The 22,550-nt window shown below is 41.8% G+C and carries 20 protein-coding genes and 2 pseudogenes; 7 read left to right on the top strand and 15 right to left on the bottom strand.

Annotation, left to right across the window (positions count from 1 at the left end; genetic code table 11):
• Window positions 1-3 precede the first annotated feature (3 nt).
• Window positions 4-1,332, top strand: coding sequence for an NAD(P)/FAD-dependent oxidoreductase (locus tag J1N51_RS05400; protein ID WP_208832938.1), 1,329 nt, complete (start codon window positions 4-6; stop codon window positions 1,330-1,332).
• 62 nt (window positions 1,333-1,394) lie between these two features.
• On the opposite strand, the gene trxA is transcribed toward J1N51_RS05400, so the two are convergent.
• From trxA to dapB, 5 genes are all read right to left on the bottom strand, one after another.
• Window positions 1,395-2,243, bottom strand: coding sequence for a thioredoxin (trxA, locus tag J1N51_RS05405; RefSeq protein ID WP_208832939.1), 849 nt, complete (start codon window positions 2,241-2,243; stop codon window positions 1,395-1,397).
• A gap of 124 nt (window positions 2,244-2,367) precedes the next feature.
• Window positions 2,368-2,847 (bottom strand): transcription elongation factor GreA, encoded by a 480-nt coding sequence (gene greA / locus J1N51_RS05410; protein WP_208832940.1) that lies wholly within the window; start codon window positions 2,845-2,847, stop codon window positions 2,368-2,370.
• Window position 2,848: 1 nt separating this feature from the next.
• On the bottom strand, window positions 2,849-6,067 hold the full coding sequence (gene carB, locus J1N51_RS05415; RefSeq protein WP_208832941.1) for a carbamoyl-phosphate synthase large subunit: 3,219 nt from the start codon (window positions 6,065-6,067) through the stop codon (window positions 2,849-2,851).
• Between the two features lie 27 nt (window positions 6,068-6,094).
• Window positions 6,095-7,231 carry a glutamine-hydrolyzing carbamoyl-phosphate synthase small subunit gene (gene carA, locus J1N51_RS05420; RefSeq protein WP_208832942.1) on the bottom strand — a complete coding sequence of 379 codons (1,137 nt, stop codon included), beginning with the start codon at window positions 7,229-7,231 and terminating at the stop codon, window positions 6,095-6,097.
• A gap of 191 nt (window positions 7,232-7,422) precedes the next feature.
• Complete coding sequence (dapB, locus tag J1N51_RS05425; RefSeq protein ID WP_208832943.1) at window positions 7,423-8,226, bottom strand: 4-hydroxy-tetrahydrodipicolinate reductase; 804 nt, start codon at window positions 8,224-8,226, stop codon at window positions 7,423-7,425.
• 136 nt (window positions 8,227-8,362) lie between these two features.
• On the opposite strand from dapB, the gene J1N51_RS05430 reads away from it, so the two are divergent.
• Window positions 8,363-9,013 (top strand): DUF2959 domain-containing protein, encoded by a 651-nt coding sequence (locus tag J1N51_RS05430; RefSeq protein WP_208832944.1) that lies wholly within the window; start codon window positions 8,363-8,365, stop codon window positions 9,011-9,013.
• Between the two features lie 101 nt (window positions 9,014-9,114).
• On the opposite strand, the gene grpE is transcribed toward J1N51_RS05430, so the two are convergent.
• The gene (gene grpE, locus J1N51_RS05435) at window positions 9,115-9,714 is read right to left on the bottom strand and encodes a nucleotide exchange factor GrpE (RefSeq protein WP_208832945.1); all 600 of its coding nucleotides are present in this window, start codon (window positions 9,712-9,714) and stop codon (window positions 9,115-9,117) included.
• Between the two features lie 62 nt (window positions 9,715-9,776).
• On the bottom strand, window positions 9,777-10,805 hold the full coding sequence (hrcA, locus tag J1N51_RS05440) for a heat-inducible transcriptional repressor HrcA (RefSeq protein ID WP_208832946.1): 1,029 nt from the start codon (window positions 10,803-10,805) through the stop codon (window positions 9,777-9,779).
• An 86-nt stretch (window positions 10,806-10,891) separates the two neighbouring features.
• Between hrcA and nadK the strand changes: the two genes are divergently transcribed.
• From nadK to J1N51_RS05455, 3 genes are all read left to right on the top strand, one after another.
• Window positions 10,892-11,773, top strand: a complete 882-nt coding sequence (gene nadK / locus J1N51_RS05445) for an NAD(+) kinase (protein ID WP_208832947.1) — start codon at window positions 10,892-10,894, stop codon at window positions 11,771-11,773.
• Window positions 11,774-11,898: 125 nt separating this feature from the next.
• A complete protein-coding gene (gene recN, locus J1N51_RS05450; protein ID WP_208832948.1) occupies window positions 11,899-13,572 on the top strand; it encodes a DNA repair protein RecN in 1,674 nt (557 codons plus the stop codon).
• Between the two features lie 42 nt (window positions 13,573-13,614).
• Window positions 13,615-14,595, top strand: coding sequence for a hypothetical protein (locus tag J1N51_RS05455; protein WP_208832949.1), 981 nt, complete (start codon window positions 13,615-13,617; stop codon window positions 14,593-14,595).
• Here the strand turns inward: J1N51_RS05455 and J1N51_RS05460 are convergent.
• Window positions 14,578-18,183, bottom strand: coding sequence for a PAS domain-containing hybrid sensor histidine kinase/response regulator (locus tag J1N51_RS05460; RefSeq protein WP_208832950.1), 3,606 nt, complete (start codon window positions 18,181-18,183; stop codon window positions 14,578-14,580). The genes J1N51_RS05455 and J1N51_RS05460 overlap by 18 nt on opposite strands.
• A gap of 46 nt (window positions 18,184-18,229) precedes the next feature.
• Window positions 18,230-18,649, bottom strand: a pseudogene (locus J1N51_RS05465) (PhoH family protein); the annotation flags it as partial.
• Window positions 18,650-18,707: 58 nt separating this feature from the next.
• Here J1N51_RS05465 and J1N51_RS05470 point away from each other — a divergent pair.
• Together J1N51_RS05470 and J1N51_RS05475 are read left to right on the top strand one after the other, a co-directional pair.
• Window positions 18,708-19,082: pseudogene (locus J1N51_RS05470) on the top strand (DUF305 domain-containing protein); the annotation flags it as partial.
• Window position 19,083: 1 nt separating this feature from the next.
• Window positions 19,084-19,815, top strand: coding sequence for a MauE/DoxX family redox-associated membrane protein (locus J1N51_RS05475; protein ID WP_016708238.1), 732 nt, complete (start codon window positions 19,084-19,086; stop codon window positions 19,813-19,815).
• Between the two features lie 216 nt (window positions 19,816-20,031).
• On the opposite strand, the gene J1N51_RS05480 is transcribed toward J1N51_RS05475, so the two are convergent.
• Genes J1N51_RS05480 through J1N51_RS05505 form a run of 6 tightly spaced genes read right to left on the bottom strand, consistent with a single transcriptional unit; the run spans window position 20,032 to window position 22,548 of the window.
• Window positions 20,032-20,382: a hypothetical protein gene (locus J1N51_RS05480; RefSeq protein WP_208832952.1), complete on the bottom strand. Its 351-nt coding sequence runs from the start codon at window positions 20,380-20,382 to the stop codon at window positions 20,032-20,034.
• 47 nt (window positions 20,383-20,429) lie between these two features.
• The gene (locus J1N51_RS05485) at window positions 20,430-20,801 is read right to left on the bottom strand and encodes a cation transporter (RefSeq protein WP_208832953.1); all 372 of its coding nucleotides are present in this window, start codon (window positions 20,799-20,801) and stop codon (window positions 20,430-20,432) included.
• Window positions 20,802-20,811: 10 nt separating this feature from the next.
• Window positions 20,812-21,234, bottom strand: a complete 423-nt coding sequence (locus tag J1N51_RS05490) for a hypothetical protein (protein WP_208832954.1) — start codon at window positions 21,232-21,234, stop codon at window positions 20,812-20,814.
• The gene (locus J1N51_RS05495) at window positions 21,218-21,883 is read right to left on the bottom strand and encodes a methyltransferase family protein (RefSeq protein WP_169075955.1); all 666 of its coding nucleotides are present in this window, start codon (window positions 21,881-21,883) and stop codon (window positions 21,218-21,220) included. Before J1N51_RS05495 ends, J1N51_RS05490 begins: the two co-directional genes overlap by 17 nt.
• Window positions 21,876-22,211 (bottom strand): DUF2933 domain-containing protein, encoded by a 336-nt coding sequence (locus J1N51_RS05500; RefSeq protein WP_063529849.1) that lies wholly within the window; start codon window positions 22,209-22,211, stop codon window positions 21,876-21,878. Before J1N51_RS05500 ends, J1N51_RS05495 begins: the two co-directional genes overlap by 8 nt.
• Window positions 22,201-22,548 (bottom strand): P-II family nitrogen regulator, encoded by a 348-nt coding sequence (locus J1N51_RS05505; RefSeq protein ID WP_208832955.1) that lies wholly within the window; start codon window positions 22,546-22,548, stop codon window positions 22,201-22,203. Before J1N51_RS05505 ends, J1N51_RS05500 begins: the two co-directional genes overlap by 11 nt.
• Between the last annotated feature and the right edge of the window lie 2 nt (window positions 22,549-22,550).

Here is a 22,550-nt window from a genome sequence, read left to right on the forward strand (position 1 = left end):
AAGATGTACGATCCATTCGTTGACAAAACACTGAACAGCCAACAACCCGTTGTAGACTCTTACTGGCAATCAACAACCTCGAGCCCAAGTTTTTCACCGCTTGATTCTAGTAAGCAAGTAGATGTAGCTATTATAGGTAGTGGATATACCGGATTAAATTGCGCAATCAACCTAGCTCAACAAGGTGTAACTGATGTCGCCGTTGTAGAAGCAAACTCAATAGGTTGGGGATGCAGTAGTCGAAATGCAGGTTTTGTTTTACCGGGTAGCGGACGGTTAAGTTACCAACAGCTAGTTGATCGCTTTGGGCAAGATAATGCCAAAGAACTGCACACCCAATACATGGATGCCATTGACTTGGTACAATCTCGGGTTGAATTGATTTCTGATAAAGCTGACAAAACAGAAAATGGTTACCTCAAGCTTGCCCATAGCCCCAATTGGTTTTCGAAACTATCAAAAAGTGCTGATTACCTTGCGAATAATTTTGATTATGAAGTAGAAACCTTCTCCAAATCTGAATTTCAATCACAGTTTGTCGACCATCAAAAAGTTTATGGAGCGATTCGTTACAAAAATGGATTTGGCATTAATCCACTTAAGCTTGTTAACCAATACACCAAGATGGCAACAGAGCTAGGCGTAAAGCTGTACAGTCATTCTCCAGTTATAGACCTAGAGCAAAGTCAAAATAAAGGTCACAAGATAATTACCAATCAGGGAGAAATCACTGCGAATAAAGTAGTTGTTGCCACCAATGGATATACTCCCAAAGGGCTAAACACTCCACTGGCTAATAAAATTTTACCTGTGTTAACAAGTGTTATTGTTACGAGGCCTTTGACTGTCGAAGAACTTAAAGCAGCGAACTTTTTGTCCCATCAAGTCATGATGGACACACGTGAATTAAAATATTATTACCGTCTGTTACCAGACAATCGAATTTTGTTTGGTGGACGAAGCGCTATTTCTGGTAAAGCAGCAAGTAACCCTAAATATCAACAGCGTCTGTTAAATGAATTAAAAGAGACCTTTATAGGATTAGAAAAAGTATCAATTGATTATGTTTGGAGTGGCTGGATATCTGTCGCCTTTGATGAGATGCCTCACTTATTCAAAACCGAAAATGATATCTATTATGCCACTGGGTATTGTGGTTCGGGTGTCTCTTTTAGCGCATGGGCAGGAAATGAACTAGCAAACCTTATCGTTGGAAAAAATACCCGTTCGCCTCTATACAGTGAATTGCCTAAGTTCCCATTCGCACCGTTTAGACGAATCGGTCAAAGTTTGTTTTATCAATATGGCCGGATAAAAGACGCAATCGGATAAACATATGTAAAAAAGGCCAAACTAGTTGGCCTTTGTTCTATTCTTGATCATCACACACTGCTTTAGTACATCAATGCGTATAATTTACGGCGATATGCTGAAGCAAGTGGATCACCATCCGGTAATCCATTTAGCATATCAACAAACACCTTTTTAACGTCTTCAAAGTTCATATCTTTTTTCAGGATTTGTAATGACAGCTCGAGTGCTTCTTCATGACGATTCGCTTGATTTAAAGCAAGGGCTAGCTGTCGCTTAATTTCAAGTGAATCTGGCTTTGCTTCTAACGCATCTTGTAAAGCGCGGATCTCAGGTGAATCTGCTGCTTGTTCAGCTAATTCTATCTTTGCTAAGACGTGCTGATACTGCGCGTCTTGATCAGCCATTTTGATAGTTTCAATTAATGCCTTTGCATCCGCTACTTTACCCAACTCTATTGAAATATCAGCCAATAGTAATTTAAACGCAGAGTTATCTGGTTCGTAGGATAAAGCTTGAGTCGCCAATGGATACGCACCTTGCATATCGCTCTGCTGATGCAAAACAAATGCTTGCTGATACAAATCATCTTGTGGTTTAGGAAGGTGCTTTTCTAACATGGCTCGGATTTCAGATTCAGGTTGAACACCTGCAAATCCATCAATAGGCTGACCATCTTTAAAAACCATTACAGTAGGCAGACTTTTGATTCCAAATTGCATCGCTAATTGTTGTTCTGCGTCACAATTTACCTTAGCTAATATCATGCGGCCTTCAAACTCAGCGGCAAGCTTGTCCAATACCGGCATTAACTGTTTACAGGGTTCACACCAATCGGCCCAAAAATCGATTACAAATACCGTACCTTGTGGCGCATCCAACAAGTCTTGCTGGATATTGGCAGCAGTTAAATTAATTATATTCGACGACATAACGCTCTTCTTTTTGGTTTAATCTTAACAGTATCGCTGGCCATAAAAGGTCAGTTTGGCCAACAAAAAAGCCAACGATACTCTCGTTGGCTTTTATTCTCAATGACGAGACAGAATACAAATATTACTTGTATTCAACTTCGATAATTTCGAATTCAACCGCGCCAGCTGGCGTGTTAATTGTCACTACGTCATCCAACTCTTTACCGATGAGACCACGCGCAATTGGTGAACCAATTGAGATTTTGCCTGTTTTAATATCGGCTTCGTCTTCACCTACGATGTGATACGTCGTTTCTTCTTCTGTATCACAATTTAAAATAGTTACAGTGGTACCAAAGATAACTTTGCCATTGTTTTCCATTTTAGTTACATCGATGATCTGCGAGTTTGATAACTTAGCTTCGATTTCTTGAATACGACCTTCGCAAAAACCCTGTTGCTCACGAGCCGCATGATATTCTGCATTTTCTTTTAGGTCACCGTGTTCACGTGCATCGGCAATATCTGCAACGATGCGAGGACGAACAACGGTTTTTAATTCGTGTAATTCTGCACGCAGGGCTTCTGCACCCTGCACTGTCATTGGTACTTGAGTACTCATCTTATTGAATTCTCTTATGTAAGTTTTGCACTGACTCTACACTACCACGATCATCCGCAGTGTTCGCCAAACAAGTTGCAAACGCTGCGTTTAATGTTGTGGTGTAATTTGCTTTGTATTGTAATGCGCCACGACGGAGAGTCTTTGAGTCTTCAATCGCTTGTCGGCCTTCCACAGTGTTTACAATATAGTTGTATTCACCATTTTTGATACGGTCAAGAATGTGAGGACGGCCTTCAAATACCTTGTTTACCTTGCGGCTTTCGATACCAGCTTCAGTTAAGGTCTTGTGACTTCCGCGAGTCGCGTCGAGTTCGAATCCAGCTTCAATTAGTTTCTTGGCTAGATCAATAACTCGGACTTTATCCGCATCTCGTACAGAAATCAATGCCCTACCGCCACGTGCTAATTCGATACTCGCACCTAATTGTGCTTTTGCGTAAGCTTCTTCGAAAGTATTACCAACACCCATTACTTCACCCGTCGAACGCATTTCTGGTCCGCGAATTGGGTCAACACCGTGGAACTTGTTAAATGGAATAACAACTTCTTTCACTGAGTAATATGGAGGAATAATTTCTTCAGTAATACCTTGTTCGGCAAGTGTTTTACCAGACATCACACGTGCAGCTACTTTAGCAAGAGGAACGCCTGTCGCTTTAGAAACAAACGGTACAGTACGAGCAGCACGAGGGTTAACTTCGATTAGATAAACCTTGCCGTCTTTTACTGCAAACTGAGTGTTCATCAGGCCGATAACACCGAGTTCAAGCGCCATATCACGAACTTGCTTTCGCATTACATCTTGAATGTTACGAGGTAGCGAGTATGCAGGTAGTGAACATGCAGAGTCACCCGAGTGAACACCCGCTTGCTCGATGTGTTCCATGATGCCGCCGATAACAACGTCTTTACCATCACAAATCGCATCAACGTCAACTTCGATTGCATCGTCCAAGAAACGGTCGAGTAATACAGGCGCTTCATTTGATACTGACACAGCTTCTGTCATGTAACGGCGCAGGTCAGCTTCGTCATAAACGATTTCCATCGCACGGCCACCTAGTACATACGATGGACGAACAACCAGAGGGAAACCAATTTCTAAACTCTTGCTTACCGCTTGCTCAACTGAAGTCACTGTCGCGTTTTCAGGTTGTAGCAAGTCTAGACGCTCAACCATTTGTTGGAAGCGTTCGCGGTCTTCTGCGCGGTCGATAGCATCTGGTGATGTACCAATTACTGGTACACCATTCGCTTCTAGTTCACGAGCTAGCTTAAGAGGTGTTTGACCTCCGTACTGAACGATAACGCCTTTTGGTTTTTCTACACGTACAATTTCAAGCACGTCTTCAAGCGTGATTGGCTCAAAGTACAAACGGTCAGAAGTGTCGTAGTCTGTCGATACAGTTTCTGGGTTACAGTTAACCATAATGGTTTCATAACCGTCTTCGCGAAGCGCAAGTGCCGCGTGAACACAACAGTAGTCAAACTCAATACCTTGACCGATACGGTTAGGACCACCGCCAATAACCATGATCTTATCTTTGTCAGACGCATTTGATTCACATTCCTCGTCATAAGAAGAGTACATGTAAGCTGTGTCAGAGCTAAACTCTGCGGCACAAGTATCAACGCGTTTGTAAACAGGAAGAATACCGAAGCCTTGACGCTTTTTGCGAACTTCGGTTTCGCTAATTGCTAATACATCAGCGATGCGCTTATCGGCAAAACCTTTGCGCTTCAAGCGACGCAAGAAGTCTTCATCCAAGCCTGCAAAGCCACGCTCTGCAATGAGCTTTTCGTCTTTTACTATGTCTTCGATTTGAACTAAGAACCAAGGGTCAATGTTGGTAAGTTTGAAGATAGCTTCAATGTCCATACCGTTACGGAATGCATCGGCAATGTACCAAATACGCTCAGCACCTGGCTCTTTCAATTCGTGGATAATACGGTCATGTGCATCTTCTGCAGACAAGTCGATAATTGGATCAAAACCAGAAACACCAACTTCTAAGCCGCGCAATGCTTTTTGCATTGATTCTTGTTGGTTACGGCCAATCGCCATAACTTCACCAACTGACTTCATCTGTGTCGTCAAACGGTCGTCAGAACCAGCAAATTTTTCAAAGTTAAAGCGAGGGATCTTAGTAACTACATAATCGATTGTTGGTTCGAATGAAGCAGGCGTTGCACCACCAGTGATGTCATTGCTCAATTCATCAAGCGTATAACCAACCGCAAGCTTGGCCGCGATTTTAGCAATTGGGAAACCCGTTGCTTTTGATGCTAGTGCAGACGAGCGAGATACACGTGGGTTCATCTCGATGATAACCATACGACCATCTTTTGGATTGATACCAAACTGTACGTTTGAACCACCCGTCTCAACACCGATTTCACGCAATACCGCACAAGAGGCATTACGCATAATTTGGTATTCTTTATCCGTTAGTGTCTGAGCTGGCGCAACAGTGATTGAGTCACCCGTGTGAACACCCATAGGGTCAAAGTTTTCGATCGCACAAATGATAATACAGTTATCGTTTTTGTCGCGAACCACTTCCATTTCGTACTCTTTCCAACCAATCAAAGATTCGTCGATAAGAAGTTCGTTTGTTGGAGAAAGGTCCAAACCACGGCGACAAATTTCGTCAAACTCTTCTTTGTTGTACGCGATACCACCACCAGTACCACCCATGGTGAAAGAAGGACGAATAATACAAGGGAAACCAATGCGAGTTAAAACATCGTAAGCGCCTTCAAGCGTATTACAGGTTTCTGCGCGAGGACATTCAAGACCAATGTCCTTCATTGCCTTGTCAAAGCGGCTGCGATCTTCCGCTTTGTCGATGGCATCCGCTGACGCACCGATCATTTCCACGCCGTATTTTTCTAATACACCGTGCTTTTCTAAATCAAGCGCACAATTCAAAGCAGTTTGACCACCCATGGTCGGTAATACTGCGTCTGGACGCTCTTTTTCAATGATTTTTTCGACGACTTCCCAGTGAATTGGCTCGATGTATGTGGCATCAGCCATTTCTGGGTCAGTCATGATAGTTGCAGGGTTCGAGTTAACTAGGATGACTCGATACCCTTCTTCTCTTAATGCTTTACAGGCTTGCGCACCAGAATAGTCAAACTCACACGCTTGACCGATAACAATTGGACCCGCACCCAATAATAATATGCTTTTGATGTCGGAACGTTTTGGCATAGTTAAATTCTCTTAATTCGGTCTGTTTTACTTACGTTCGTTCATTAGTTCGATAAAGGTATCGAACAATGGCGCTGCGTCATGAGGACCAGGACTTGCTTCAGGGTGTCCCTGAAAACTAAATGCTGGCTTGTCCGTACGACGAATTCCTTGCAACGTACCATCAAATAAAGATTTGTGAGTTGCTTCCAAGTTTGCTGGTAACGAGTCTTCTTCAACCGCAAAACCGTGGTTTTGAGCAGTAATCATTACTCGTTTATTAGCTAAGTCTTGAACAGGATGGTTACCGCCATGGTGACCGAATTTCATTTTTGCCGTTTGAGCACCACTTGCTAATGCTAGTAATTGATGACCAAGACAGATACCAAAAATTGGAATGTCTGTTTCTAAGAATGATTTGATCGCCTCAATCGCGTAATCACATGGCTCAGGGTCACCTGGACCATTTGATAAAAAGATACCGTCTGGATTCAATGCCAAAACATCTTTAGCCGGAGTTTGCGCAGGAACAACCGTCAATTTACAACCGCGATCTACTAACATACGAAGGATGTTGCGTTTAACACCGAAGTCATAAGCCACTACGTGGAATTTAGGGTCTTCTAACTCAGAGAAACCTTTACCTAACTCCCAACTGCCCATATTCCAAGTCGTCATCTCTTTACATGAGACCACTTTGGCTAAGTCCATACCCTTAAGGCCAGGAAACTCTTTTGCCGCGGCTAAAGCTTGTTGCTCGATTTCGGCTGTCATTTCAGCTGCAGTGATAATGCAGCCTCTTTGCGCACCCTTGTCGCGAAGAATTCGAGTTAGCTTTCGCGTATCGATATCTGCAATTGCAACAACGTTGTTAGACTTTAAATAGCTCGACAAATCTTGCTCACTTCGGAAATTACTTGCCACTAAAGGAAGATCGCGAATAACTAGGCCTTTTGCCCAGATTTTGTCATTTTCTTCGTCTTCAGAGTTGGTGCCGTAATTGCCGATGTGGGGATAAGTGAGGGTGATGATTTGTTCAGCGTATGAGGGGTCGGTGAGAATTTCTTGGTAGCCTGTCATGGAAGTATTAAAGACAACTTCACCGACAGAAATACCTTCTGCGCCGATGGCAGATCCTCGAAATATAGTTCCGTCTTCCAGAACTAAAAGCGCGGGTTGAGTCAAGATAACCTCCTAGCATCATTGAGCAGAACGTGGGATTTTTCTGCTTCCGGTTAACCTTAGCCTATAAACATTAGGCAAATTCCGGTTATTGTAGCCAAGAGATCAAAATTAGGCTAGGAAAATTTCAAAAAAACGTAAAAATAAGTGTTTAATATCAAAATCTTCCTAAAGGACCTAATTTTATAACACAACTATTTAAAATTTAGAACATCTTGCATGTCAAAAAGTCCATTTTCTTTTTTAGACAACCATGCCGCAGCCCTTATTGCACCTTTAGCAAAGGTAAGTCTGTCAGTTGCTTTATGAGTTATTTCGAGCCTTTCGCCAATATCTGCAAACAAAGCAGTGTGTTCACCCACAATGTCACCAGCTCTTAGGCTTGCGAAGCCAATTGAACCTTGTTTGCGCTCACCGACAATACCATTTCGATTATATTCAGCAACATCGGCCAAATTGACGTTTAACCCCTTCGCTATCGCTTCGCCCATAGACAATGCCGTGCCAGAAGGAGCGTCTTTTTTATACTTATGGTGTGATTCAACAATTTCGATATCCGCTGTGTGCCCCATAGTAGACGCTGCAATTTCAAGTAAACGATGCATTAAATTAACACCGGTACTAAAGTTGGTTGCGTAAACAATGGCAATTGATTCACTGGCCTTTTTTAGCATTTCTTTTTGTTGTTCAGAAATACCCGTAACTCCAATAACCATGTTTTTGCCGTGTTTAACACACTGAGCCACATGATTATCGAGCGCCTCAGGTAGGGTAAAGTCAATCCAAACATCAGCTTCGGAGATCAGAGACGATGTTCCTTCTTTTACACTAGTGCCATAGTTTTCTATTCCAATAAGCTCACCAACATCAGCCCCTATAATAGTCGAGGTTGCCCTCACCGACGCGGCCGCTACTTTTGCTTCTGGGTAGTCGATGCCTGCTTCAATTAAACGACGGCCCATACGGCCATTTGCACCAAAGATTCCAATATTTGTCATAATTCTTTCCAACATTGCATATGGTCAAAAGTCTACACCAAAGCAGTAAGACTTATATATGCAGTTTGATGATAAATAGTAGTTTTTGGTCATATTTTACATATACTGTGATAAATCACAGCGATGAGAGACCAATATGAAGCACATTATTCTTAGTGTTTGCCTAACTGCGCCAATAGTCTTAAGCGGTTGCCAAACAGCCTATTACTCCGCTATGGAAAAAGTGGGAATTCACAAACGCGACATTTTGGTCGACCGAGTAGAAGATGCTCGTGATGCTCAAACAGATACTCAAGAAGAGTTTCAGACTGCGTATGAGCGTTTGGTCACCCTGACCAATTTTGATGGTGGCGAAATAGAAAAGGTCTACAACCAACTCAATGATGATTATGAATCCAGTGAGGCGGCAGCAAAGCGCGTCAGTGACAAAATTGACGCGGTAGAGGACGTGGCAGAAGACTTGTTTGACGAATGGCAAGAAGAACTCCAACAGTACTCCAATCAACGCCTTCGTGCAGCAAGTGAACGCAAGCTAAAAGACACAGAGCGTCAATTTAATCAGTTATTGCGTAGCATGCGACGGGCTGAATCGAAGATGGCGCCAATTTTGGCAACATTAAAAGACAACGTTCTTTATCTAAAACATAACTTAAACGCAGCGGCTATAGCAGCGATTAAAGGTGAATTTGATTCTCTTAAAACTGAAATATCTGCGCTTATTACAGACATGAGCCGAGCGATTGAAGACTCTAATGAGTTTATTGATACCCTTAAAGCTCAGGGTTAATTCTTAAAGAATATTACTTAACTTACAAAATCAAAAAAAGCACCTTTTGGTGCTTTTTTATTTACTGTTTGTTTTTATAGCAGTTTTATCAAGCGAGCTTTTTATTCAGCGGCTTTTGAAACCATTACCATTGCTGGGCGTAATAAACGACCATTCAACGTAAAGCCTTTTTGCATTACTGCAATAACCGTATTTGGTTCTACTTCAGCAGATGGCTGCATTGCCATTGCTTGGTGATATTCTGCATTAAACTTCTCACCCTGCGGGTCAACCACTTCAACACCAAACTTAGAAACTGCATCAACAAAAGACTTTTGAGTCAGCTCAATACCTTCAAGTACTGGCTTCAATGCTTCATTTTCTTTATCAGAGAACTGAATAGCACGCTCTAGGTTATCGATAACAGGAAGTAGCTCATTGGCAAACTTCTCTAGTGCAAATTTATGGGCTTTTTCTACATCTACTGCTGCACGGCGACGAATATTGTCTACTTCAGCTGCTGCACGAACTACAGAGTCTTGTTGTTCTTGTACTTTTGCTTGAGCAGCGGCTAACTCTGCTTCTAACTGAGCAATGCGCTCTTCTGCTGATACTTCATTGGTCGCTTCTGCTTGCTCAGTCGCATCAACTTGTTCCGTTGCTTCTGTTGCTTGCTCAGCTTCGATGTTTTCGTCTTGTTTAATAGGCTCTTGATCAGACATGAGTCTTACTACTCCAAACTAATACGGGTTTCTAAATTAAATACTGGTGCGTATTATGGGGATTACTGTCGACGATTCAAGGCCGAGGTGAGAATATTCGCAGATAAATCTACTGCAGAAATCACCGACTCATAATCTATTCTTGTTGGGCCGACAACTGCCATTACACCCGCAACCTTGTTATCTTTCTTAAAAGACTTAGCCACCATGGTACATTTAGCCAATGCAGGCACGCCCATTTCATCACCAATAAACACATGAACACTGTCACTTGAACAGCAGGCCGAAAAAATAGGCTGCAGTAAATTGAAATTTTCTACCGCTTTTAATACTTGTTTTAAATCTTCAGTTTCGGTAGCAATTTCACTGTTTAAAAGACGGGTTTCCGAGGTCCTAAATAACACTTGTTCCGTCAATTCAACTGAGTCACCAAACAACGCACGTCGAACCAGTTCGTTCACCTCGGGGTTAGCCTGTTTTAAAAAATACCCCAAACGCTGCCGACCCTCTTCTAGAGAAAAGCCTGCTAGCGCAGAGTTGAGCATTTGTAATGTTTGTTGCAATACTGAGTCTGCCACCGAAAAAGGCAAGTCAACCACTCGGTTTTGAACTTCGTCATGCTGATCAATTAACACACAAAGTAACCTTTGGTCGGCAAGACGCACTAACTCGAGCTGTCTAATCACCGCATCATTTGACTTGGGCATCGCCACTAAGCCCGTTAAGCGGGTCATATCGGCTATCATTCGAGCCGCTTTGTTACACATTTCTTGTGGTGTTGCAGAATTGACAAGGTTGGCGGTTAGTTGTTGTAACTTGCCTTGATCCGCTGATTCGAAACTAAGTAATTGGTTGACGAAATAACGCAAACCACGGGTGGTAGGAATTCGCCCTGCACTGGTGTGCGGTGAATAGATAAAGCCATCTTGTTCGAGTCCGACCATCACATTTCGGATGGTAGCGGGACTGGCCTGAATGTCAGAAGTATCAACGACAAACTTTGAGGAAATAGGTACCCCTAACTCAAGATAGCTTTTTATTACTAAGTTGAGGACATACTCAGCACGTTGATTTTTATTTAATTTTGTCATCTAAATTTATATCTCTGACTTCTAATTCAGGATGAAACAAGCTATAACGCCTACTATGCTGTATTAGGGCAATTTGGAAAATTACAATGGCAGAACACTTTAAAACAATTGGCGTCATAGGCAAAGCAAATCATGAAGCAACCATGCAAACCGTGCAGGAGCTTTATGAGTTCTTAGGCGAGCAGGGTTACCGTGTCATTGTCGAAGAGAACATTGCTCATCACATCAAAGATAAAAAACCAGATGTTGCCGATGTCGTAGAACTTGGCAAACGCTGTGACTTGGCCATTGTTGTGGGTGGTGATGGCAACATGTTAGGTGCAGCAAGAGTACTAAGTAGATTTGATGTCGCAGTTATTGGCGTAAATCGGGGTAACCTAGGCTTTTTAACCGACCTCAACCCTGATAACTTTAAGGCCTGCCTTACAAAAGTATTGCAGGGAGAATACACTACAGAAATGCGCTTTTTGTTAGACGTAAGTGTTCACCGACACCAAACCGTCAAGGCAACAAATTCTGCGATGAATGAAGTGGTACTTCACGCTGATAAAGTTGCCCACATGATCGAATTTGAAGCTTACATTAACGACTCATTTGTGTTTCACCAACGCTCTGACGGATTGATCATAAGCACACCGACAGGCTCCACTGCTTACTCTTTGTCTGGTGGTGGTCCTATTGTTCATCCAAGTCTTAACGCAGTATCTTTAGTACCTATGTTTCCACATACCCTGACGAGTCGCCCACTTGTTATTGACGCGGACAACGAAATAAAAATCATTGTCAGCAGCGATAATGATGCTCAACTTCAAATTAGCTGTGACAGCCATGTGGTTTTATCCGTTTTGCCAGGGGATGAAATTATCGTAAAAAAACATCCATTAGGCCTGCGCCTAATCCACCCAATCGACCACGATTACTATGATGTACTTCGCAAAAAATTGAATTGGGGCAAACAAAATTATTAAAGCCTGTTTGCTTATATTTTTTCCAAACAAAAAAGAATAAAAACTGGACGCATTTTTATTGGACAGCAATTAAAAAACCAATTACTGTATATACCAACAGTACAATTATTTTAAGTGACTTTCCGATGTTAGTTTCTTTGGCTATCAAAAATTTTGCAATCGTTCGCCAATTAGAAGTGAATTGGCATAAAGGTATGACTACGATAACGGGTGAGACAGGTGCAGGTAAATCTATTGCGATTGATGCCCTTGCTCAGGCTCTTGGAGAACGCAGTGATGCTGGCATGGTTCGCACTGGTGCCGACAAAGCAGAAGTTATCGCGTGTTTTGATCTCAGCCACCTACCACAAGCTAAGAAATGGTTAGACGATCGAGATTTAGGTTACGATAACGAGTGTATCCTGCGCCGAGTTATTTCAAAGGAAGGTCGCTCTAAAGCTTATATCAATGGAACCCCTGTTCCTGCCGCACAACTTAAATTAATTGGTACTCAATTAGTCAGTATTCACGGTCAACACGCTCATACATTACTGACAAAACCCGAACATCAAAGGGACCTACTCGACGAATACGCAGGTAATCACGAAATCTTAAACCGAGTACAAGAGAGCTATCGACGTTGGCAAAGTATTGGTAAAGAGTATCAACAGTTATTCGAGCAACAACAAGAGTTTAGCGCTCAAAAGCAACTCCTAGAGTATCAGGTTCAAGAGTTAGAAGAAGCTGATTTACAAGTGGGCGAATATGCCGAAATTGAAGCCGAGCACAAACGCTTGCACCACGCTCAAGGTCTACTTGCTGACAGCCAACAATCACTCGAATTGCTATACGAAGGTGAAGAAGGCAACGCATACAGCGCACTTCAACATGCACTGTCGATGTTAAATAAATCAGCCAATATTGACGCCGAGTTAGAACCAGCAGCAGAACTGATCAACAATGCGCTTATTCAATTGGAAGAAGGGGTCAATGAGTTGCGTAGCTATACCGACCGACTCGAGCTAAATCCTGAGCGCCTATTCGAAATTGAAGCTCGTTTGAGCACTTTAGTTGACTTGGCTCGTAAGCACCAAGTCGAGCCAGAGGTACTACCCGAACATTTTCAAAAGCTCGCTGACGAATTAAGTCAGTTTGGTGAGTCTAATGATCGACTAGAGCAACTTGCAGTGGAGCAACAACAAGCGTTAGAAGAATACAAACTTGCTGCAGAGCAACTTTCTGATACTCGGAAGCAAAGTGCCACAGCTCTTACCAAACAAATCACTGCGAGTATGCAGTCATTGAATATGGATGGCGCGCAATTCGAGCTCAAGGTTAACACTGACTCGTCGATAACCTCTAAGTCTGGATTTGACCAAGTCGAGTTTTTAGTAAGTGCCAACTTAGGGCAAGCGCTGCAACCATTGGCTAAAGTCGCATCGGGCGGTGAGCTAAGTCGGATTAGTTTAGCGATTCAAGTGATCATTGCACAGCGTGTAACAACACCAACATTGCTATTTGATGAAGTCGATGTCGGAGTTTCAGGACCTACGGCATCAGCAGTAGGTAAGCTGATGAAACAGTTGAGTCAAAACACTCAAGTCATCTGTGTTACTCACTTACCTCAAGTCGCTTGTTTTGGCCACCAGCAACACTTTGTAAACAAGTTTAATGTCGATAACATCACTGAGACAAAAATGAGTTTATTGTCAGACCCGCAACGTATTGACGAGTTGGCTCGACTACTTGGTGGTGATGCAATTTCAGATACAACAAGAGCAAACGCAGAAGAGCTGCTATTAACGGCAAAGGCGGCTTAACAAGACACAGATTACTGATTTTAAATTTGACCGGAGGCTAATGTGCACACTTCTTTTAAAGCGCTTTGTATTCTATTCGCCTCCGTTTTTTTTATCATTACTAATAGCCATTACACTAACGCAGAGCAGTTAGATTTTTCTAAACACGAAACCTCTTCTACCATTGAGTATAGCTATCAATGGAAAGATAAAGACGACACTATCCAACAACTAAACTTCGCATTAGACAAACGCCTCGTTGGTAACAATTACCGCCACTTCAAAGCCCTCAGACCTTCTTTACTCAGAATGTATTCAATCAGGGAATTAAAAAAAGCGATTGCCAAACTCGACCCACGTAAAGGTTCTGTCAAACTATTACCAAGAGTGGAAGACATCGAATTCGAAATTTCAAGTCGCGACACCAGCTGGATAAAACAGACCTCACAGCAACTCAAGAAGGTTTATGAACAGTCCTTAAAAAACTACTTAGCCAAAGAGCTGTATATTGAGTTTGATGACTTTCGTCCATTAGCTGATACGGTAACTTTCAAACCGGATCACGTGCGGTTTATTCTAGAACAACCAGAGCCAATTCAACCTCTCATTGAGGCTTTAAAGCAAAAACGTCCTAACGCAACACCAAGAGAAATGGCGAGCTTTTTATTAGGCTGGATTCAGACGATTCCCTACGATGAGATGGTTGAGCGGGCAACAAGTAACGGTGCTGGGTTTGTCCCACCAATTCACTTAATTAATCAAAATAAAGGGGATTGTGACAGTAAGGTGACCTTGATGGCGCACATTATGCGGCAGCTTTACCCAAACCTAAGAATGGCGATCATTTATTTACCGCAGCACGCCCTGTTGGGAATGAACATTTCGTACCTACAAGACGACAAAACGATTGAAATTGACGGCTACGACTATGCGTTACTCGAGCCGGTAGGACCTGCCTTGATCGGGTTTGCTGATGCCGCTGAATCATCGTTGCGCTATATCGATTCAAAGATGTATCGCACAGAGTTAGTCAAACTTCCTTAAAAAACCAAACAACTCAGTAATTACCGACTGCCACAATGCAATTGCTCTTGTTGTTTCTAATTTTTCACCTTGCTTAAGGGCAATGCGCAATCGCTTAGTTGCTTCTACAGCCTTTTCAGCTCTGATATTAGCCAACATGCCTTGGAAGTTATGAAGCTTTGCAAACACATCAGGTGAGATTTGAGTTTTTAATTGTTCAACAAACTGTGACATTTCTTTTTCTTTTGATTTAAGGAAAATCACAAGTAACTTTTGCATCGTATTTTCATCGTTAGCAAATTGCGACAATAGGGCCTTTTTGTCTATGACTGGTAATTCCGACAAATTGACTTCAGACTTTTTAGCTTCAGCATCACCAATAGAAGCTGGGATCGGAACAAACTTACCGCTTTCACCCTCTTTAGTATAACTGTCGATAACTTTTAGTAAGTTTGCTTTATCGATTGGCTTTTCTAAATGAACATCAATACCAGCTTCAAATGAACGCTCGTAATCTTCTCGTGCGGAGTGAGCCGTCATTGCTAAGATTGGAACATTATTAAATTGGCTGGATTCTCGTATTTTTCGAGCGCAAGTCAAGCCGTCCATTACCGGCATTTGAATATCTAATAATACTGCATCATATTTTGATTCATTTAGTTTTCTAAGCGCTGCTAATCCGTTTTCAGCGATATGAACCCGCGCACCCGACGATTCCAAAATCATTCGCATAACCTGTTGGTTCACGTAGTTGTCTTCAACTACTAATATGTCTAAATGATCCAATCGGATTTCATTTTCAGTCAGGTCGACACGACTGTCTTGGTTGTTGATTAAATCCCAGCTCGTAAAGGGTAACGACAACAGTTGTCTAAACGGTAAATCATCGAGCTCGCTCGAAACAAAATGAGAAATATTAAAGACGATTGGCTGATACTCTACTTCTCCCGACTTTATCGCTTGGATAATATTATCCGGCACCATGATCAACAATTCAGGACGACAGATTAATACATCAAATCGGCTATCCGATAACTCTGAATGACTGTGTGCGACACGAACCAATTGTTTGGCACTTCGAAGCTTGTTGGCTAACAGCTCCGCATTGGCAGTTTTCGGTTCAAACAAAAGCCAATTAGACAAGTGATTAATAGAAAATCTATTTTTTGCATGACCTTTTAACGTCATAGTCACCGTGACGGTAGTCCCTTCATCAAGTTCACTTTCTAACGTAATTTCACCGTCCATCAATTCAACGAGCTGAAAAACAATGGCAAGCCCCAAACCGGTACCACCATATTGCCGCGTGGTTGAAGCATCAGCTTGAGCAAATGCGTCAAAGACCTTTTGTTGTTGCTCTTTTGCGATGCCCCGCCCGGTATCCGTTACACTAAATGCAATCGTATATTCTCCGTCTGTTTGAGCGAGGATTTTGGCACTTAATACCACACTTCCTTTATCAGTGAATTTGACCGCGTTGTTTATTAAATTGGTAAAAATTTGACTGAGTCGGATCTTGTCGGCCAATATCGCTACCGGAAAGTCCAACGGCAAGTCGATGTCTAACAGGAGTTCTTTTTCCATCGCCGAGGACAAACTATTAGCAAATGAAATATCCATGATTTCATTAAAATCCACAGGCTCAATATTAAGATCCAGCTTACCGGCATTCATTTTGGAGAAATCCAGGATTTCGTTGATCACTTTTAGCATGTGCCTTGAGGAACTCTCAGCAACAGTGAGATAGCTCTTTTGAATTGGACTCGGCTGGGCATTATTTAACAGCTCAATCATTCCCAATATGGCGTGCATTGGAGTTCTGATCTCATGACTCATATTGGCAATAAATTCGGTCTTGGCTACGTTTGCGCTTTCTGCCGCATTTCGTGCTTGCTCTACTTGTCTAAAGCTGGTTTCCTGTTCTGTAATGTCACGGCCTAGACTGACTGTTCCAAGTAATTCACCTTCTAAATTTACAACAGGCGAAACGAGCCAGTTAATATACACATCACCACTTGTTTCAGAGCTATGCCACACTTTCGCTGAGAACAATCGACGACCTTTTAATGCTTGAAAGTCAAACTTTGACAACTCTGCAGCAACATCAGCCTCAAAAACATCTTCCACCAAATTGGTTACTAAGTCTGCTTCTTTTACCCCGGTAAACTTTTCAAATGCTCGATTACAACCAACAAACGTTCCGTCGACATTTTTGTAATAAATGAGATCTGGCATAGAGTTGATAATGGCTCTATTCAGCGCCAAGTTACGATCTTTTTGCATGGTTTGTAATTGCAATGCCCGCGTCCGCTCCTGGACTTTATCGTCAAGCTCTTTGTTTTTTGCCACTAACGAATTAAACAATTTTCGGTTATCCGAAAACGAGTTATTAATCTTTTCAAACCATGGCTCCCAACCTGATGGCGGCTCAACGTCATCAAGTTCATACAAGGAGTTTTGTTGCTCGATATAACCCATGAGAAGCGAAAAAGGCTTAAATAAAACCGTGTAAACCCCCCAGATAAATACCAATAGGCACAGGCCACCAAGAGTGAACATTTGTAATGCATAAACAAAAACATCTTTATGCCATTGAGACACAAGCTGATTCGCCTCTTTAAAGACAAAAACGTTTAAAGGAGCATACTTAAACTCACTTTGCCAAATAAGCCATTGGCTCCCCGGAGAGGCCGTATTTTCAACCAGACTTGTAGTGGAAGCAGTGGCTATGTTGAGACGATCAGCGAACGCTAACTCATGCCATGATGAGGGGATATATCGGGTTGCGAGTAAGCTTTGAATATTAGCCGAGTAATCCTGACTAACGTCAATATTTGATGCGACGACTCGTTGATTCGCGGTCTGCCACAAAACATATTTTTCATCGGTAGAATTAACAAAATTAAGTGTATGCGAGTGTAATTCCAAAACCAAATAGACAGGTTTAAAGTTGGTCACTGGAACATTTACGACAACATAATTTTTTGGCTCACCTCGATATATGTATGGCGGGACAAACTCCACTTCACCAACTTCGGTGTTGTTGAGCCAACGGTCGCGGTTTTGATCTAACCAATCCATTAAAGGCAAAGGCAAGTCAAAATCATCCGTCAGACTTGCCAATTGAAACTCATGGTTACCCACATCAGCTATTAATGCTGAGTCTGTAACAAGTGGGCTTTCTTTCAATAACTTCAACAACGGTAAAAACGTCGCATCGTTGAGAAGTACGTAGTGCACATTCGGATCAAACACATTTTGAAGATTTTGCTTCTTTGAAGGGGATAACAAAGGAATTTGAAGCAGAGAGTAACGCAACTCGATAATATTGCTTTCATCGCCAAACTGGTTGTACTCTTGCTCGAAGCGCGCATTTTGCTCGATACTCGAGTTGAGTACCCGTGCAGCACTAGATAATTGGGTGACTAACCCATTGAACTGTTCATCAAGAGAACTCACTCGCTCTTGATGAGCATCAAACTCTGATGAGATTAATTCTGCTTTGCGTTCAATCGCAAAGCGGCTGCTCACAATGGTTGTTCCTACAACCATAATGAACAGACCTAAAACGATGATCTTTGCTATTTTGCCTTTGACAAAGGAGTTCACTAATTTTTGCTCTTTAAAAAGCGCCGCCCTACTTTGTCATGCAAAATTATAAATTTTCTTCTGCAAACTGCGCTAAGCGACTGCGTACCACGCCATTTAAATTAACCGTTGCACTGCCTTCAAAGTCTTTGAATCGCTCGACAATATAAGTCAAACCAGAAGTCACCGCAGTGAGGTAATTGCTGTCAATTTGAGCAAGGTTACCAGAACAAACAAGTTTTGTCCCTTCTCCACAACGGGTAATAATGGTTTTTAGTTGCGATGCTGTTAAGTTTTGGCACTCGTCTAGTAACACCACCGCATTTTGAATACTTCTTCCACGCATAAAGTTGACTGACTTAAACTGCACATTGGCTTTTTCCATGATGTAGTTAAGCGAACTGCTGGGGTTTTCGTCGTGTTTGTGGAGCACTTCTAGCGAGTCTGTTATCGCCGCTAGCCAAGGCGCCATTTTTTCTTCTTCAGTTTTCCTAAGATCCACACTTACGTTGTCAAAAACTAAAATACACAATAGAATAAAATAAATGATCATGCTGGCCTTTATGCTTGGCATGTACAGTAACAAGAAGCTCAACATGGCTATTTTTCTATTGGCGACAATACTGTTCGCCATATGTCTTTATCTTGTTCGCTCTCAAAGCACAATTTCTGACACTGCCTACATGAAAGCGATGATTCCTCATCACTCCATTGCTATTCTTACTAGTGAGCATTCAACTTTGGAGGATGTACGCGTGCGTGAATTGGCAAATGGTATTATTAAAGCCCAACGAAAAGAAATAAAAGAAATGGAATGGCTGATTAAGGATATTTCTGAAAATGGAAAGGTCAGCTCACAAGCTCAGGCTGAGCAACGACCGCTCCCAAAGTTTGAAGGCACACTGAACAAAGGAGACTAAGATGACTAAGACAGCTACCCTGTACAGAATGGTCACTGACGAACATATCTGCCCCTATGGTTTAAGGTCGAAAGATTTGCTGGAGAGGCAAGGGTATGATGTAGAAGATCATAAGCTCACGTCAAGACAACAAGCTGATGACTTCAAAGATAAGCATGATGTCAAAACTACGCCACAAACCTTTATTGAAGGAAAGCGTGTCGGAGGATACGATGACTTAAGAGAGTATTTTGGTAAAGATGAAGCAGGTCAAACTGGCACAACCTACACGCCAGTTGTAGCCATTTTCTCGATAGCTGCACTTCTTGCTGTCGCATCTCAACATTTTGCTTCCGGCTCATTTATCTCCATCAGAACACTGATGCTATTTATAGCTTTTTCAATGACGCTCTTAGCGGTGCAAAAACTGAAAGACCTATACAGTTTCACAAATTCGTTTATTACTTATGATTTACTAGCGATGAGATGGATAAGATATGGTTATATTTATCCCTTCATTGAAGCATATGCAGGTATTGGTATGGTTGCCCAACTACAGCCTCTCGCAGTGGCACCATTTTCATTGTTTATCGGCACAGTTGGAGCAATTTCAGTTTTCAAAGCCGTTTACATTGACAAACGCCAGTTAAAGTGTGCCTGTGTAGGCGGCGATAGCAGTGTGCCACTTGGATTTGTATCGCTATCTGAAAACTTATTTATGATCGCGGGAGCATTGATTATGCTGCTGATGTAAAGGTATAGCTCTATTCGGCGGCCCCTTAACTGTTAAGATTAGACCTAGGATGCCAGCCCACACCTTTCTAATCCATATGTAACATTTTTTCTGTCGTACTGGCATCAAGATAACCAGAACTGAGCAAACAATCTCAAAGGTTGTACAAAATAACACTAAAGCTTTTTCATTAAGTTTTATTGTTATGCTCTTGTGGTGGCTTTCGCCACCACTTTATTAGTTTTCAAGTTCCACCATATCTTTCGCCGCAATGTCACCAGATAGAAGTTTTACCGTTGCGAAGTGATCATTCACAATTTTAGTAATTTGTACCGTTCCCACTTTTTCAATGGTGTACGGATCATCACCTTCACCCGGCGCAATTTCCTCATGGAATCTAATAACACTGTATTTTTGTCCAATCTCTGCGCCATGTTTGGCACCAATACAAATCAGAGTTCGATCAGTAGACTGCTCAACCACTTGGCCTCTCATCATATTTTTGTGATAAAACGCAGTATTCGAACAACCTGCCAAAAAGATACCGAATACAACTAGCAAAAGAATTTTTATATTGGATGTTTTCATCATTTTTTCCTCATCTAACTTATTAACTGAGCAAGCTCATCGTAAGCTTACTTATTTTTCCGGCCTGCACCCGGAGGAACTTTGTGACAACTCCACGGCTTATGTGCAGCATTGTCTTTTACATTCTGATCAACAAATTTGTAGTAGCTTTCTTTCGTGTGTGTCCACCAATCATCATGAACATCGGCACCATGTTTGCGAATAACTTCCTCAATCCCATCAAGGTTTATGTTTACTGCATCATAGGCAAGGTGTATTTCACCTTCTTTGATGTTGTAACTGACTTCATCTATACCAAAAAGCTGATCAATTTCTTTTACTAACTCGTCACAGCTTTCTTCTGTGACATTGCTAAGCTTTAGATTTCGAACAACTAAATTTTGCTCTCTAACGCCAACTCTATGATCTAAATCGCTCATAATTTATCTCCTAATGTGAGTGCGAATGGTTTTGTTTTTTGTCTTTCATTTCTGTCATTTTTTCTTTCATTTTCGGCATCATGTTTTCCATCATTTCCAGATGATGTTCAGCCATCTTGATTTGCTTATGCATTGGCATTGCTTCCATGTTTTTGTGCATGGATTGCATCATCTTCATCATCGAGCGGTGATGTTCAGCCATCATCTGCTTTTGCTTTTCAGGATTATTTTCAGTTTTAATAGCATGGACTTCCTTTTTCATTTCCATCATTTTTTTATGCATTTTTCCCATGTTCTCATGCGACATTGCCATGCCTTGATGCATATCAGAATTGTTCGCACCTTCATGTTTATGCTCATTGTTTTGAGCAAATAAACTTGTGGCCGCCAATAGTGAGCTGACAAATAAAATTGATTTACCTAACGTTTTCATGATTTTTACCTTCTATGTTCTTATTAAAATTTGGAATCCAACTTGGTGTCGATTCCATATACCTGTGGTACTCCGAACCAAACTCGGCAATAGCTTGTGTCTCTTCGCGTTTCGCTAGCTTGACGTAAACAACGACTAAGATTGGAAACATCGCAAGTGTTGGGATGGTCGGCCACTGCAATAAAAAGCCAAACATGATTAGAATGAAAGCTACGTACTGTGGGTGACGACACCTCGCATACCATCCTGTAGTAGCCAATTGATGGTGTTTTTGCGCGTGATGCAATACGTTCCATGCTGAAGACAACATAAAGAAGCCAGCGACAATAAACACCATACTCGCTATATGAAATGGGTCCCAATGGGCATCACCTTCAAAACCAAAGAAAGTATGTAACAAGTGCCCATTTTCATGCGCAAAGAAGTTTACTTCTGGATAGGTCTCCGTCAGCCATCCCGATAGAAAATAGATAGTTAAAGGAAAGCCATACATTTCAGTAAATAGGGCAACAATAAAGGCGGAGAACGCTCCAAGGCTTCGCCAATCAGTAGATGTTTTTGGTTTGACAAAACTAAAGGCAAAAAAGATAAAAATTGCTGAGTTCAGTATCACCATTGACCATAAGCCATAATCATATGTCTCATTCATCACTGTTCTCCTTTTTATGTGATTCCTTACGTCCTTCTTCTAAACCTTGTATGTAGCCGTCACGATAGGCAGCATTTTTATCCGTGAGTTCTTGAAAGCTCTCTTCCTTTTTCTCATCAGGCGCATGTGAATGATCGTGGCCATGTTTGCCATGACTGCCATGCATAAATACGTGCATCAACGGGCATAGCAATAAAATCAAATAAGGAAGAAATTGCAGTACATGTTGTCCATGTTCAAAGATTAAAAAATAGGTGGCTGCGGCAATAAGCACCAATGCAGCCCAACCTGTGGGTGTAGACCAAAATTTAGGGTGCTCATTTTTCATGTTGGCCTCCTATTGACCGTAAATCTTCCGCTGAAGCTTCAGACTTAGAATTTATCCAGTAGAGATTATCCACAGGAGAGACGCTAACTAATCCTTCTCCTTCAACGTTGGTATGCGCTGCATCAAGCAAAACTTTAGCAACATGTTCTGCATCATCAAAAGCAACATAAATTGTCATAACTATATGTGCTGATAAGTGATTTCTGTTGTAAGTATCAGCATATGCACCTCTGCCCGTTGCTTTATGAATGGTAAAGCCTTTATAGCCATGTGAAAGTAGTGCCTCTTCTACTCGTGTTAACACCATTTCATCGAAAATGGCGGTCACTTTTTTCATGT

Origin of the sequence: Psychrosphaera ytuae, assembly GCF_017638545.1 — a bacterium.
Lineage (GTDB): Bacteria > Pseudomonadota > Gammaproteobacteria > Enterobacterales > Alteromonadaceae > Psychrosphaera > Psychrosphaera ytuae.

Bases quoted from the DNA above. Each gene is read 5' to 3' on its own strand.
- J1N51_RS05400 (WP_208832938.1), top strand. From the start codon at position 4: ATGTACGATCCATTCGTTGACAAAACACTGAACAGCCAACAACCCGTT.
- trxA (WP_208832939.1), bottom strand. From the start codon at position 2,243: ATGTCGTCGAATATAATTAATTTAACTGCTGCCAATATCCAGCAAGAC.
- greA (WP_208832940.1), bottom strand. From the start codon at position 2,847: ATGAGTACTCAAGTACCAATGACAGTGCAGGGTGCAGAAGCCCTGCGT.
- carB (WP_208832941.1), bottom strand. From the start codon at position 6,067: ATGCCAAAACGTTCCGACATCAAAAGCATATTATTATTGGGTGCGGGT.
- dapB (WP_208832943.1), bottom strand. From the start codon at position 8,226: ATGACAAATATTGGAATCTTTGGTGCAAATGGCCGTATGGGCCGTCGT.
- J1N51_RS05430 (WP_208832944.1), top strand. From the start codon at position 8,363: ATGAAGCACATTATTCTTAGTGTTTGCCTAACTGCGCCAATAGTCTTA.
- grpE (WP_208832945.1), bottom strand. From the start codon at position 9,714: ATGTCTGATCAAGAGCCTATTAAACAAGACGAAAACATCGAAGCTGAG.
- hrcA (WP_208832946.1), bottom strand. From the start codon at position 10,805: ATGACAAAATTAAATAAAAATCAACGTGCTGAGTATGTCCTCAACTTA.
- nadK (WP_208832947.1), top strand. From the start codon at position 10,892: ATGGCAGAACACTTTAAAACAATTGGCGTCATAGGCAAAGCAAATCAT.
- recN (WP_208832948.1), top strand. From the start codon at position 11,899: ATGTTAGTTTCTTTGGCTATCAAAAATTTTGCAATCGTTCGCCAATTA.
- J1N51_RS05475 (WP_016708238.1), top strand. From the start codon at position 19,084: ATGACTAAGACAGCTACCCTGTACAGAATGGTCACTGACGAACATATC.
- J1N51_RS05480 (WP_208832952.1), bottom strand. From the start codon at position 20,382: ATGAAAACATCCAATATAAAAATTCTTTTGCTAGTTGTATTCGGTATC.
- J1N51_RS05485 (WP_208832953.1), bottom strand. From the start codon at position 20,801: ATGAGCGATTTAGATCATAGAGTTGGCGTTAGAGAGCAAAATTTAGTT.
- J1N51_RS05490 (WP_208832954.1), bottom strand. From the start codon at position 21,234: ATGAAAACGTTAGGTAAATCAATTTTATTTGTCAGCTCACTATTGGCG.
- J1N51_RS05495 (WP_169075955.1), bottom strand. From the start codon at position 21,883: ATGAATGAGACATATGATTATGGCTTATGGTCAATGGTGATACTGAAC.
- J1N51_RS05500 (WP_063529849.1), bottom strand. From the start codon at position 22,211: ATGAAAAATGAGCACCCTAAATTTTGGTCTACACCCACAGGTTGGGCT.
- J1N51_RS05505 (WP_208832955.1), bottom strand. From the start codon at position 22,548: ATGAAAAAAGTGACCGCCATTTTCGATGAAATGGTGTTAACACGAGTA.